Here is a 12,845-nt window from a genome sequence, read left to right on the forward strand (position 1 = left end):
GGTGGTTGGCTTTTTTTCTGTTCACTTTATTGGCAAGATCATATTGTTCGAGTTGTTCTAACATGATAGTCTGATGATATATTGTAAAAATTGGATAAAAATCCATTATCAGAAAGGGATTGTTTATATGATGACGATTTTTTTTATGTTCTTCACATTGTTTTTGATTTTTTATGGTTTGAATTATATAGGACAGAAATTAATTGCGAAGGAATATCCAATGAACCATAGATTGATTGTGATACTGTCAGCTGTGGAAGGTATTCTTGTTTTCGTCATTGTTGGTGTGAATGCGAAATTTCCGTTTTTATTTACAGTACTTATGTCTGTTCACATCTAACTCTCTACTATCATTATACCCCGAATTTAATGAAATTTATAGACTGTTTCTCGCCCAGATCAGGCCGTATACTGTTATACGCACGTCAAAAACGATAAGGGGTGTGGCTGTATGAATGACAAGCAAAAGGTGTTAGATCCCGGGCCGTTTTTTCATGGGACAAAAGCGGAATTGAAGATTGGAGATCTGCTTGAACCGCTTTATTTATCCAATTATCAGGATAAAAAATCGAACCATATCTATTTCACCGGAACACTAAACGCGGCCAAATGGGGTGCTGAATTAGCTAGGTCTGATGCGAAAGAAAGAATTTATATTGTAGAACCGTTAGGCGAGTTTGAAAATGATCCAAATGTGACTGATAAAAGATTTCCCGGCAACCCAACACGTTCTTATCGATCGAAATCTCCGTTGAAAATAGTCGCAGAATTAGGTTCTTGGGAAAGACATTCCGATGAAGAAATCAATCATATGTTGAGCTCCCTAAAAAAATTAAGTGAAGAAGGAAAAAATGTCATCTACGATTGATGATGTATATCTAAATAAAAAGGCCGCCTCATGAACTGGGCGGCCTTTTGTTTGATCTTATTGGAACAACGCATCCATCAGCTCATCAAATGTGTTGGCTTGCTTGAGGGAGTGAATGCGGTCTGGATTGTCTAGTAAATCGACGGCCTGTTCAAAGAATTGGTTCATGCAGGCAGCGTCATCCTTATGAATCGCTAATAAAAAGACAAGTGAAACTTGGTCTCCACGCCAGTCAATTGGCTGTTTTAAGTGTGCGATGGCTACAGAGGAGGTGCCTTCATTTGTGATAAGCGGGTGCGGCATTGCAATGCCGCTGCCAAGATAGGTAGACGACATTTGCTCACGCTCAAGCACCGAGGGCCGAAAAGAAGACGATACTAGCTGATGCGCCTCTAAACGGCTGCATAATATATCTAATACCTCATCCTTGCTGCTTAGATCAGTATTCATGAAAGTCAATCGCTCTTGAAAAAACGCCATCAGCTCTTTTGAGGGTGCCCCGTGCCCATTTAATAAATGAATGACTTCATTCACACGCTGTATATCATGATGTTCAAAAAAGGCGCTGACCTGAATGACTGGTTTCCCCTTTGATGTGAGTGGAACGGTTGTGATGATGACGTCACACGGCAAAGAGGTGCTCATGAGATAATCCTGATAGGAATAGAGCTCAACGATGTCAAGCTCGTGCTGAAAGGCTGCCTTCAATTTAATTTCAAGCAGTCTGGCCGTCCCTAGTCCAGACCCGCATACGATAATAGCTTTCTTTTTTTGCGAGGTGTCGAGCTGACTTCTTTCAATTGAAGCAGCGATATGCAGGGCAACATATGCCGCTTCATCTTCATTTGGCGTCCGCACCAGCTGTAAGGCATTTAGTCCGCTGACAGCCAAATCAAACGGGTAAGGATAGGATGATTTGATCTCATGCAAAAGCGGATTTTGTAATGATACGCCATATTGGATGCGATTTAATAACGGCTTCATATGAAGCATCAAGTCTTGCTGCAGGATGCTGTCATCAGCAAAACGATGGCCGCTTGTTTTTTCAATGTGCTGTAGAAAGACTGTAACCGCCTGTTGAACTTCCACTGTCGTCTGATGCTGGGCGGCTTCTTTCCACGTTTGGTTCGCCAATAGATGCATGACTAAGTAATCTGTTTCATCCTCTGATAAGGTCACATAAAAAGTGTCACTCAACTGCTGTATGATTTTTTGTGCAATTCTCATCAAAACTGGTAATCTTTGTGTGCGGACGGTACTGGCGGATATCCGCTGGTTTTTTCGTGTTTGCTGAATCGCAATGGCTAAGTGAATGACTAAATTTTTTAAGGCAATGTCTTTAATGAGCAATGACTCTTGATGCAGGTTCGTCAACACAATAGATCGAATGGTTTCAAGAGATATATCAGGAAAATGGAGCTGCTCCCGCTCGGTGATATGAGAGAGAGCAGGCTCTTCTTCAAGAAGTAAGTCTGCATAGCACGTTCTTTTTTGCAGCTCATCTCCTTCAATCTTTAAGCCAAATCCAGGCTTTGACACAAGGGTCATGCCGTAACGGGCTAACATCTCTCGTCCTTTTTTTAAATCACTGCTGACCGTCATGCGGCTGATAAACAGTTCTTCAGCCAGCTGGTCAATTTTTAAGTAATCTGATTGAAGCAGCAGCTTTCTCATCATAAATCGTACACGCTCTTCTGGCATGACGGGGACAAGAGAGCGGGCAGGAAGCTTTTGCTGATGAAGCCAAAGTAAGAAAGCGTCTTGATCACTCGTTAAAAGAGTATATCCCTTTCCTCGGATCGTTTTAATCATGGCTCCTGCTTCCTTTAAATACTCATTTGCTTCCTTGATTAAATTGCGGATAGAGCGGTCAGATAAGCGAAAAGAGGAAGTGAGCTCCTCCAGCTTCACGAACCCCTTCGTTTCAAAAAGCCGCTGAATCAGCTGATAGGTTCGAGGATCTGCCGTCATCATCATTGCGCGGCTCCTTGCGCCTGCAAGGCATCAGTTCCAAGAGCGATGGCGCCCATTAAACCAGATAATCCATCAAAGGATGGTTTTGTGATAATTTCTTGTAAAGGCTTTGGCAGCTGCAAATAGCCGCGAAGCCGCTTGTCTGTTTCATCAAGAATAAGCGGCAGCATAGCCGGCTGTTTCATCACACCTCCACCTAGAATGATGCGTTCTGGTGAAAGGGTGAGCAGCAGGTTAGCGGTCATTTGCCCGAGATAGTAAGCATGAAGTGACCAAGCAGGATGATCCTCTGGCAGCATGGGTGCCAGTGTATGATAGCGTCCTTCTATGGCAGGTCCAGATGCCAGTCCCTCTAAACAGTCATGATGTATAGGGCAGCAGCCTCCGTAAGTGTCATGAGGATGCCGCTGAACGGTGATATGACCCATTTCTGGATGCAGCAATCCGTGAATCAGGCGATGTTCAATATAGGCACCGCCGCCTATTCCAGTCCCAACAGTAATATAGACCAAGGAGGCAGGCTTTTCTGCTTCAGTTGAAAAACGGGCTTCTCCGAGTGCTGCACAGTTTACATCGGTATCAAGCTTCATCGGGGTTCCGAGGGCTTGTTTTAAGGTAGAGAGGAAAGGGAATTGGCGCCAGGCTGTTTTTGGTGTGTCTAAAATCGTCCCGTAGCTTGGGCTTTGCTCTTTCACATCGACAGGCCCGAATGCCCCAATTCCAATGGCATCGACACGATGCTTTGTAAAGTAATCGATCACTTGCCGGCATGTTTCATCTGGATTCCCTGTTGCAAAGGAAGTCATGTGTTCAATCGTTCCGTCTGTAGTTCCGTAGCCGCAGACAAATTTCGTTCCGCCTGCTTCAATGCCTCCAATTCGCATGATCAATGCCCTCCATTAAAGAGGGGCGGAATCCATTGGATCCCGCCCCTACATGTTCATTTTTTCTTTACAATGTAGGTTTGTACCTGACAAGGTGTAAGCGGTTCAATGTGTAATGATCCATGTTGTGCTTTGAGTATATGTCCTTCAGGTGTTTCTCCTAAATTCGCTGTTTCTCCGTGTTGTAGAGATGAACTATTGATTGAAGCGGCTGTTTGACGCGTTAAATATGGATTGAAGAGACGAATGACAATGCCTGTTCCGTGCTCTTCTTTTTTCAGAGCGCTTAGAATGGCTCCATCTGTCTCGATGTCAAGCAGGCTATAAGTAGATTGTAAGTCTTCTTTTTCATCTCGGAAAGAGAAAATTAAACGACCGTTTAAAAAGTCTGCCCGCTCGTAGCATTGAACAGGTGTGGTATACCGTTTGGCAAGCTGCGCTAGGTGTCCCTCGCTGACTGCATCCTTGCTATAGTGCATACCAAATGTGAATGACAGTGCACCTTGCAGCTGAGCGTCAGGCGTATCCACAATTTTTTCCCCAGATGCGCGTCCTGGACGGTAAAGAAGGTTTTCTTTCCCCATTTTCCCGAAACAGCGGAAGAGCGTATATGCAATCGTTGTATAGCCTTCTCCTGTGATCTGATATTCTCTCACGCAGTCGGTCAACAGAGCGGCACCATATGCTTCATCACGAAGTGCGACAAAGGATTGCATCGGTTCAATGGTGATCGGTTTTTCTTCCCAATGTTCATTGTTCCACCATTCAAGCTCTTGTGTTAGCTCTGTTGGGCGTTCGATTGTACCAAACTGTTGATCGCTCAGTGATACGTTTGATGCGATGCCTGTATCAAAAAGAACGCGCAGGCGATGATCTAACGCATGGTTGTCCACATCTACATGAAAACGGATGACAGCATCGTCTTTGTTTAATGCCACCTTCGCTGTGATCTGAAGTGAAGTCCCAGCCAATTGCTTAGAGCGCTCCTCTAGGTCGTAAGGGACAGTGAGCTGAAGCTTGATGGTCAGCTCTTGCTGCAGGCCGCTTTTAGCCACTGAGATGTCTGCTGATGAAAGATCCTTGGATGACACATACAGGTCCTCACGAGGGGGGGAATAGTTGTAGGAATCCCCATCATCTCCGTTGTCTTCAAAGATCATTTGCTCAGAGAATGTCCGGCCAGTTTGCTTATCTGTGATGTCCAGTGATCCGTTGCCATTTGCCGCAATGCGGTAATACGTATTTTCAATCACTCGTCCTTCAGTTTGTTCCCATGCCGATTCGCTTGATTCATCGAAGACCATGCTGACCTGTGTATAACCAACTGACGGTAAGTTGATGGCTTCAATCAGCAGAATGGCTTTCCATACTTGCTTTGGCATGTACACTTCTTTACTTGGGTTAAGAGAAATTTGCTGTGCCAGCACATAATCTGTGACATCGGTTTTGCTTTTCACTGTGTACTGAAGCGTTCGTCCATTTGCATCCTTTAGCGTAAATGGACGTTCCGTGATAAAGGTTTCGACTTCAATGACTTCAGAACGCTTTGAAGGCAGTGTATTGAACAACGTGAATGTGATTTCTTGCTCTGTTTGCAGTCGAATTGTGATGAGACGCATGTGCAAGTCCACAAGATTCTCGGCGATTTCCTTTGCCTGCTTGTAGCGGAAGAAGACATCTTGGTTTGTCGTGTCACTATTACAGCCGCCAATGCTGTCATGCGCTGCATTTTCAAACATGAGGTACCAAATATCACGAACCGTATCATGCGGATAGTCGTGTCCAAGCGAATAGCTAATCGTGAGGATGGGCTCCATCACATTCACGAGATAGTTTTCAATTTGGTTGTTTAAGATTTTTAAATCCGCTCGTGTTGAAAAGATAGATTTATGAATCCGCATATGCTTCGCATGAATGAGCTCTCCGTGTAATGTCTCGAAAGATGTCCGCTCTTTTTTTACTGCTGCAATATAATCTTCTAAGCTGCTGATTTGATAGTGGTGCTTGTCAAGTTCATTGGCTTTTTCTAATAAGTCAGGCAGGTTTTTACGGATGGGTGCTTGGTCAAAGCCATTCGGGAAATAGACATTCTTTGTGGTTGCCTTTGCTTGCAGCGCACCAATCTTTTCAGATAAAAAGGCTTGTAAGTCCTCATCTTTCTCAGGGATATTTCCACCGTAGTAGTAGCCGAATGGCAGATTCACAGCAAAGACTTCACTGCCGTCAGCACCGCGCCAATTGAATTCAGTATGGTTCGTCATATGGTCAGAAACGCCGCGCCAAAATGCCGTATCGACAATGCCGAAGCCGCGATAAATTTGAGGCATTTGTGCGGATTGACCGAAGGAATCAGGGACATAGCCGACTTTCATCACGTGGCCGAACTGCTGACAGCGTTCAATCCCATATTGCAGGTTCCGCACAATCGATTCACCTGAAATGACGAGCTGGTCGGTTTGGGTATACCATGGGCCGATGATGAGACGTTTCGCTGTGACAAGCTTTTTGATTCGATTCTCATCCTCTGGACGCCATTTCAAATAATCATCTAATAAGGAAGCTTGGGCATCGAGCATGAAGTAATGGAACCTTTCATCTGTTTCAAGGGTATCTAAGATGTCCATTACGCTTTTCATTAAGTAAATACGGGAGCGGGAGGTGGTGAAATACCATTCCCGGTCCCAGTGAGTATGTGGAATCACATGTACATTGACAGTCATTGATCAACGACACCTTTCTTCGTTCAAATTATCCTTCTAGCACAAGGTCAAAATCGTCTTCTTCTTTCTGCTTCTGATCATGTTCCGGCGTTTTTGGCTCTTTTTTCTCAGAGAAATTCACAAGCAGGTTGGCGCCAATACCGATGACAAGTGCGCCAGTAAGGGCTCCGATTAAATAAGCCCACCAGTTTCCGACTGAGAAGAAGCCGTATAGCCCGCCAATTGGCGGCATGATGTCATGAACTCCTAATAATGCAGCGACCCCGCTTCCAGCAGCACATGCGACAACATTGAGCGGAATCAATTTCAAAGGATTGACGAGGGTAAAAGGGATCGCCCCTTCCGTAATACCGATAATCCCCATGACAAGGCCGCCTCGTCCGGCTTCTCTAAAGGTTGGGGAGAAGTTGCGTTTTCGAATCAATGTCGCAAGCCCGTATCCAAGCGGTGGAATGACAATCGCAATATTGACGAGAATGGCAGGGAGGTAGACACCTGATAGGAAGAGGGCGTTACCAGCCATCCACGCTGATTTATTCACCGGTCCGCCAAGATCGAATCCAATCATCGCCCCTAAAATGAGAGCGAGCGCGAGTGTGCTTGTTCCATCAGCGACCATACCTTTAATCCATTCAATTAATGCCGTGTTCAAAGCGCCTAATGGTCCGCCCAGCAGAACTGACATAAGAAGTCCGGTTAAGCCAACGGTAATGAGCGGCAGGATGAGCAGAGGGACGAGCCCGGCTGCAGATCCTTGAATTTGAATTTTTCTTTTTACAAAAAGAGCAACATATCCTGCGAAGAAGCCTGCAATGACGGCACCAATAAATCCAGCATTGGTTGAGCTGGCGAGGGCACCGCCGATAAAACCGGCTGCAAGGCCTGATTTATCCGCTATGGAATAGGCGATAAATCCAGCAAGCAGGACGTTCATTAAGCCAATACCTGTCCAGCCGACCTGCTCCATTAAATAGGCGCCGTGCAGTATGCCGCCAGCATCCTTATAGGGGTTTAAATCTGAAACGCCAAACCCTAATCCGACCAGTTTTGCTAAACCAACGATTAGTGAGGCGCCGATGATTACAGGAAGAATATAAGAAATACCGGTCATAAGATGGCCTTCAATGACTTTTAATTTTGCTTTCATTTTCTTTGCTCCTTTCTATATGGCATTGCTCATGTTTATTGAGATTCAGACTTTTTCTTTTCAACAAGTGCTACAGCTTTGGTGATAATTTGCTCGGCATTTTTTAAGGCACGTCCGATCTCGACACGTACAGTGGGAATGCCTGAGAAGCGTTCCGCATCGTTGATATGCTGATTTGAGGCAATGATGCATAGGTCTGCCTGCTGTGCTTCCTCTGCTGTAATGCCGTTCACCTGTCCCATAATCCCCTGCTGTTCGATTTTGATCTCGTGTCCGAGTTGTTTACCTGCATTTTCTAACGCTTTGGCTGCCATTGGAGTATGAGCTAACCCTGCTGGACATGAAGTGACACCGACAATTTTCATTGTGTAATCCCCTCTTTCAATTGTTGTTCAATGACGTCGTAATAGTAATCAGCTGTTTGACCTGGTTGAATCTTCTCGATAAAAGCAGGTTCCATTAGACTGGTCGCAATACCTGACAGTAATTTCAGATGTGTGACATTAGCTTCTTCTAGTGGAACGAGCAGTGTAAATAAATAGCTTGTGGGCAAATCGTCGAAGCTTCCCCATTCAATGGGTTGTTCAAGTTCTAAAAAAAGAAGTGAAGCCGTTTGTACAGCGGAGCTTTTTGTATGTGGAATGGCGAAGCCTTGCTGAAGTCCTGTTGAGACTTCGTCTTCGCGTGTCAACAAATCTGCTAATAGCCCCGCCTGATTGTTTGTAATCTGAAGGTCTTCAGCTTTCTCGGAAATGTATTGTAAAATCTCATTCTTTGATCGTTCGTTTACTTGTGTGAAAACATGATCTTTTTGGAACAAGCTGATCCCTTCTCTCTTGTTTGTTAAGCGCTTACAAGTTGATTGTAATGTACTTTTCCGCATGGTTAAATAGCATCATTTTCCGTTTGAAATGGCAAAAAGTTTATGAAGCTATCCGTCTTGCTGACTGAATATCTCAAATCCTAGCTTAAAACGAGTTTAATTATGTAAAAAACAGATTCTACTAAATGTATTTCTGTGATATTCTTCCAAGGTATCATAAAAGATAAGGGGGTCTTTTCATGTTCAAAAAGCAGGTCAAATCCTGTGTGATCGTACTCATGGCCATCATTCTATGTATGGCAGCATTACCTGGATACGAGGCAGCAGCTGCCACTCAAGGAACAAGTGTCAATGAAGCCATTGGGTTAAAAAATGGTGAAGTCATCTCCGGTACATTACAGAACGAAAAGGAAGAGTCGTGGTATCAAATCACGCCATCTGCACAAGAGGTGGCAAAACATACACACATGCAAATTTCTGTGAAAAGTAAACAAGTGCTGTCCGTATCGGTCTATCCAAGCAAGGACAGAGCGATGAAGGATGACACATATTCAAGATATCGCGTGGACACAGCAAGCGGAGAGACAGAGATCAACTTCCCGCATGCATGGTCAGGTCCCTATTATGTCAAAGTGCTCTATTTAGGGTCTGAGGAAGACAGCCGTGATGAGGAAGAGGATGCGGCATATAAAATCGGATATAAAGGAGCTAACCTTCCGCCTTCTGAACCTGTTTTTCCTGAAGAAGATGAGCCTGAAATCATTATTATTGAGAAAAAGTACGGGCGTGAAATTCTTCAATCGATTCGTACAATCGAAGATAAACGATTCAATGAAACAGCAGAAGGTCAAAAGCTTTCGCGTCTGCTCCAAAAGACAAAGCCGTTTCTCAAATCAAAGCTCATCAAACATCAAAAAGAGCAGCAAAAGGTATACAACCATCTGCTCACATTAAAAACACTGCTAAGTGACGTAGAGAAAAATGGTGCATTTAGTGGTCATATCGTAACAGAAAAAGAACAACAGGCGATCGGGTCCCTTTTTGATATGCTCAAAGAAGCAAGTCCGGCATATTTAAAAAAGGAATTAGAAGCCGTCAGTCAAAAAATGGGCATCGATCAGCTTGAAGGAAAGTCAGTTGGTTATGTATTAGAGAAACAAAAGCTTGTAAAAGAAGAGAAGGTTAAAACGAATAAGATCATTTTTAAATTAAAGGATGGCCAAACACTTCAATCTGCGAAAAAGAAAATGAAAAGCTACGGCATCCAAGAAAACCGTGTGACCTCACAGTCAGTTAGTCCTTTATTCAAAGGAATGTATGTCTATGATGTGCCAGCAGGGCAAGAATCAGCTGGAAAGACACTAAAAGCAGGCAAAGCGGTCATCAAAAGCACGGCAAGAAAGCTTTCCAGCATGCCGAATGTTGAATTTGCAGAGCCTGTTCAAACCTATCGTGCGCTAAGCAGCGACGCGCAGTATGGTTATCAGTGGCCGCTGAAAAACAGTGCGCAAAACAGCGGGAAAAAAGGCGCTGACGTCAAATTTGAACAAATGAATACACTGATTGGCACAAGCAAAATGAAGCAGACATTAATTGCTGTTGTGGATACAGGTGTAGACAGCCGTTTGACAGATTTAAACGGGACTGTTCGTACAGACTTAGGTGCGAATCTCATTGGACGAAACAAAGATGCGATTGATGACAATGGACACGGTACGCATGTGGCAGGCATCATTGCCGCAAAATCCGATAATCATTATTCAATGGCAGGCCTTAACCAACATACGGGCATCATTCCGGTGAAGGTGCTGGATGCCTATGGCTTTGGCGATACAGAGCATATTGCACTTGGGATCAAACATGCAGTGGACAAAGGCGCAAAGGTGATCAACATGAGCCTTGGCGGCTATTACAGCAGAGTGATTGAATATGCAATGAATTATGCTGCACAAAGAAATGTACTAGTGGTCGTGGCAAGTGGAAATGATGGCGTACCAGAAATGGGCTACCCTGCGACGTCAAAATACGCAATGGCGGTTGGCGCAAGCAACCGTATGGATATTGCCGCTGAGTTTTCAAGCTATGGCAAAGGACTGAGCATGTCAGCACCAGGGTCGGATATTCCGAGCCTCATGCCTGATGGGAATGTCTCATACCTGAGCGGGACATCAATGGCGACACCATATGTAGCAGCAGCAGCAGGGTTACTGCTTTCTAAAAATCCATCCTTAAAGCCAAATCAAGTGAGAAATCTTTTGCAAAGTACAGCAGATGACATCTCATTTAAATCGATTGATGGAAAAGACGACGTTTTCTATGATGAAAACGAGGAGCCAATTGTCGATCCGAAAATCCCAGGAATTGATTGGATGACAGGACATGGCAGACTGAATGCATTTGCTGCATTAAGTGCTGTCGAATTGAATGCATCAGTGAACAAAGTGGAAGATCAGCATCAAAAGGTGACAGGTAAAGCAAAAGCCGGTGCTGCTATTTCTGTGTATAGAGGCAAAACGCTGCTTGGAAAAGGCACAGCAGGCAAAAAAGGAACCTTTAGTGTGAAGATTAAGCATCAGAACAAAAACAAGGTCCTTCACATTAAAATGTCAAAAGGAAAGGCCGCTACGACGCTCAAAACCGTCGTGAAAAAAGGCAAAGCACCAGCTAAGCCGAAAGTGAGCAAAGTAACCATTAAAAGTAAAGCGGTCAAAGGGACTGCGGGTGCAGGCTTGACCATTAAAGTGAAAAACAAATCAAAGAAAGTCATCAAAACAGTCAAAACCAATGGCAAGGGTGCATTTACTGCCCAAATCAAGCCGCAAAAAGCCAAAACAGTTTTGTATGTGACCGCATCAGATGTGAGAAAAAGAGAAAGCAAAGCGGTAAAAGTGGTTGTGAAAAAATAAAAAAAGGACTTCCCTTTCTAAAAAAAGGGAGGTTTTTTTGTTTTTAACTGGAAAAATACCAATTAATGTCGATAGTAATATAGTAGGAAAAAAAAGGAGGATTTATCGATGAAAAAAATCATGTTTGCTTTCTTTCTATCATTGCTTCTCGTATTCCCAAGCTTTGCACATGCTGAAGAAACAGGTGCAGTACCAGCATCCGTTCAAGTAACAAGTGTCACAGCAGCCGATAGTGGAATAGTGAATTACGGCTATGGCAGTAAATATCGCGTGGGTTCTTATTATCCAGCTACGTTTAAAGGGACACTCAAAGATGCAAGCGGAAACCTCATGCCTAATCAGCCGATCAAGCTTTATTTTGAAGCAGCCATCAAATCTTATGCTCAAACAGCGACAGGCACAACAGACGAGAATGGACAGTTTTCACTGACGTTTCAAGTTCCTGCAGGTGCAGGCTACCAATCATACAATAATGCAGGCTGGTCAACACATTACTACGATATCGTTCCAGTGACGTTCACGTCAAACGACATCAAACTATCTTCAAATGTCACAAGTGTGTACCATTTGGCATATACTTCACGTTATTAATCTCATAGAAAAAAAGGATGTCATCAGGTGACATCCTTTTCTTTTTGTTAGCAAACCTGCTGGGCGGCAACCGAATGAGTCGATAAACAAACACTCATCAGCCGTTATTCCCAGATTCGATCGAGCATTTAACTTTTAACCTTGAGCTTTGATAGATAAGAACTTTCACACTTGAACTTTGATCCTTGAACGTTCAGCTTTGAGCTTTTATCAAGGATCATCCTAAGATGATCATCAGATGAGGAGGGAATGACCTTTCCCTCGGAGGTGTTTAGTCCTATCGATTTTCGGCTCACTAACAAAATCAATTAATCCATCTGTATTTTCGTTAGTGTATTGCTTTCAGACAAGGAAAAATCAACTTCCATTTGGAAATCTTCAATTTCTTTCGAAAGCTGTTCAATTTTCACTCGAAGGCGAAGCGGATCGATGATCACCGCCTCATTTTCAGCTAGAAAAGACTTCACGATCTCTTGGTTGGCGGCCGCTTGTGTCTTTCCATCTTTCCCAAACAAGGTCTCTAAATGCTGATCAAGTCTCATTTTCACATCTTCATTCGTTTGTTCAGCTTTGTCGACCAGCTCTTTGTACACCTGTTTCATTTTCCGTAAATAACGAATATCGTAGTCTATCGACGTCTTTCGTTCAATCGCCTCTGCCACCGTCATACGGACACCCGCCACATCAATCATTGTGGTTGCATTTGATACAACGATGGCTGATTTGATGGCATTCCGGCGTTTGATTAAAGCTCGAATCGATTGATCATCAGCCTTTGCCTTTTTTTCAATCTCTTCTTGATTCTGAAATCCGTGCTGTATATGTTTCCCGATCATCAATCCACCGAGTACGGCTTCATCAACGGTTCGGTTGATTCTTTTATCTAACATTTTCAGTTCACTTAATGCTCTTGTAATGGTCATTTCCATATT

General features: G+C 43.8%; 11 protein-coding genes. 4 read left to right on the top strand and 7 right to left on the bottom strand.

The features are described from left to right. The first annotated feature begins 127 nt into the window (after positions 1-127). Positions 128-340, top strand: a complete 213-nt coding sequence (locus tag MHB41_RS01335; protein WP_326133447.1) for a hypothetical protein — start codon at positions 128-130, stop codon at positions 338-340. Positions 341-451: 111 nt separating this feature from the next. Beyond that, the gene (gene arr, locus MHB41_RS01340) at positions 452-868 is read left to right on the top strand and encodes an NAD(+)--rifampin ADP-ribosyltransferase (RefSeq protein WP_217008858.1); all 417 of its coding nucleotides are present in this window, start codon (positions 452-454) and stop codon (positions 866-868) included. Positions 869-925: 57 nt separating this feature from the next. Here arr and MHB41_RS01345 read toward each other — a convergent pair whose 3' ends face one another. The 6 genes from MHB41_RS01345 to MHB41_RS01370 are packed head-to-tail and all read right to left on the bottom strand — an operon-like array spanning position 926 to position 8,413. Continuing rightward, positions 926-2,845, bottom strand: coding sequence for a PTS sugar transporter subunit IIA (locus tag MHB41_RS01345; RefSeq protein WP_217008859.1), 1,920 nt, complete (start codon positions 2,843-2,845; stop codon positions 926-928). Next, the gene (locus MHB41_RS01350) at positions 2,842-3,726 is read right to left on the bottom strand and encodes an ROK family protein (protein WP_098677757.1); all 885 of its coding nucleotides are present in this window, start codon (positions 3,724-3,726) and stop codon (positions 2,842-2,844) included. Before MHB41_RS01350 ends, MHB41_RS01345 begins: the two co-directional genes overlap by 4 nt. Before the next feature lie 56 nt (positions 3,727-3,782). After that, on the bottom strand, positions 3,783-6,446 hold the full coding sequence (gene mngB, locus MHB41_RS01355; RefSeq protein WP_340899467.1) for a mannosylglycerate hydrolase: 2,664 nt from the start codon (positions 6,444-6,446) through the stop codon (positions 3,783-3,785). Between the two features lie 28 nt (positions 6,447-6,474). Next, the gene (locus MHB41_RS01360; protein ID WP_065215390.1) at positions 6,475-7,593 is read right to left on the bottom strand and encodes a PTS fructose transporter subunit IIC; all 1,119 of its coding nucleotides are present in this window, start codon (positions 7,591-7,593) and stop codon (positions 6,475-6,477) included. A 35-nt stretch (positions 7,594-7,628) separates the two neighbouring features. Continuing rightward, positions 7,629-7,958: a fructose PTS transporter subunit IIB gene (locus MHB41_RS01365; protein ID WP_024424400.1), complete on the bottom strand. Its 330-nt coding sequence runs from the start codon at positions 7,956-7,958 to the stop codon at positions 7,629-7,631. Further along, on the bottom strand, positions 7,955-8,413 hold the full coding sequence (locus tag MHB41_RS01370; protein WP_217008862.1) for a PTS sugar transporter subunit IIA: 459 nt from the start codon (positions 8,411-8,413) through the stop codon (positions 7,955-7,957). The genes MHB41_RS01365 and MHB41_RS01370 overlap by 4 nt, the downstream gene beginning before the upstream one ends. Before the next feature lie 242 nt (positions 8,414-8,655). Between MHB41_RS01370 and MHB41_RS01375 the strand changes: the two genes are divergently transcribed. Next, positions 8,656-11,322, top strand: coding sequence for a S8 family peptidase (locus MHB41_RS01375; protein ID WP_217008863.1), 2,667 nt, complete (start codon positions 8,656-8,658; stop codon positions 11,320-11,322). A 108-nt stretch (positions 11,323-11,430) separates the two neighbouring features. Further along, positions 11,431-11,913: an Ig-like domain-containing protein gene (locus MHB41_RS01380; protein WP_061110437.1), complete on the top strand. Its 483-nt coding sequence runs from the start codon at positions 11,431-11,433 to the stop codon at positions 11,911-11,913. A 308-nt stretch (positions 11,914-12,221) separates the two neighbouring features. Here MHB41_RS01380 and MHB41_RS01385 read toward each other — a convergent pair whose 3' ends face one another. Beyond that, positions 12,222-12,842, bottom strand: a complete 621-nt coding sequence (locus MHB41_RS01385) for a hypothetical protein (RefSeq protein ID WP_070326635.1) — start codon at positions 12,840-12,842, stop codon at positions 12,222-12,224. Positions 12,843-12,845: the final 3 nt, after the last annotated feature.

It is taken from the genome of Bacillus sp. FSL H7-0578, from assembly GCF_038630855.1.
Classification (GTDB): Bacteria; Bacillota; Bacilli; order Bacillales; family Bacillaceae; genus Bacillus; species Bacillus safensis.

Excerpts from the sequence above, each read along its gene's own strand:
- MHB41_RS01335 (WP_326133447.1), top strand. The coding sequence starts at position 128 with ATGATGACGATTTTTTTTATGTTCTTCACATTGTTTTTGATTTTTTAT.
- arr (WP_217008858.1), top strand. The coding sequence starts at position 452 with ATGAATGACAAGCAAAAGGTGTTAGATCCCGGGCCGTTTTTTCATGGG.
- MHB41_RS01345 (WP_217008859.1), bottom strand. The coding sequence starts at position 2,845 with ATGATGATGACGGCAGATCCTCGAACCTATCAGCTGATTCAGCGGCTT.
- MHB41_RS01350 (WP_098677757.1), bottom strand. The coding sequence starts at position 3,726 with ATGCGAATTGGAGGCATTGAAGCAGGCGGAACGAAATTTGTCTGCGGC.
- mngB (WP_340899467.1), bottom strand. The coding sequence starts at position 6,446 with ATGACTGTCAATGTACATGTGATTCCACATACTCACTGGGACCGGGAA.
- MHB41_RS01360 (WP_065215390.1), bottom strand. The coding sequence starts at position 7,593 with ATGAAAGCAAAATTAAAAGTCATTGAAGGCCATCTTATGACCGGTATT.
- MHB41_RS01365 (WP_024424400.1), bottom strand. The coding sequence starts at position 7,958 with ATGAAAATTGTCGGTGTCACTTCATGTCCAGCAGGGTTAGCTCATACT.
- MHB41_RS01375 (WP_217008863.1), top strand. The coding sequence starts at position 8,656 with ATGTTCAAAAAGCAGGTCAAATCCTGTGTGATCGTACTCATGGCCATC.
- MHB41_RS01380 (WP_061110437.1), top strand. The coding sequence starts at position 11,431 with ATGAAAAAAATCATGTTTGCTTTCTTTCTATCATTGCTTCTCGTATTC.
- MHB41_RS01385 (WP_070326635.1), bottom strand. The coding sequence starts at position 12,842 with ATGGAAATGACCATTACAAGAGCATTAAGTGAACTGAAAATGTTAGAT.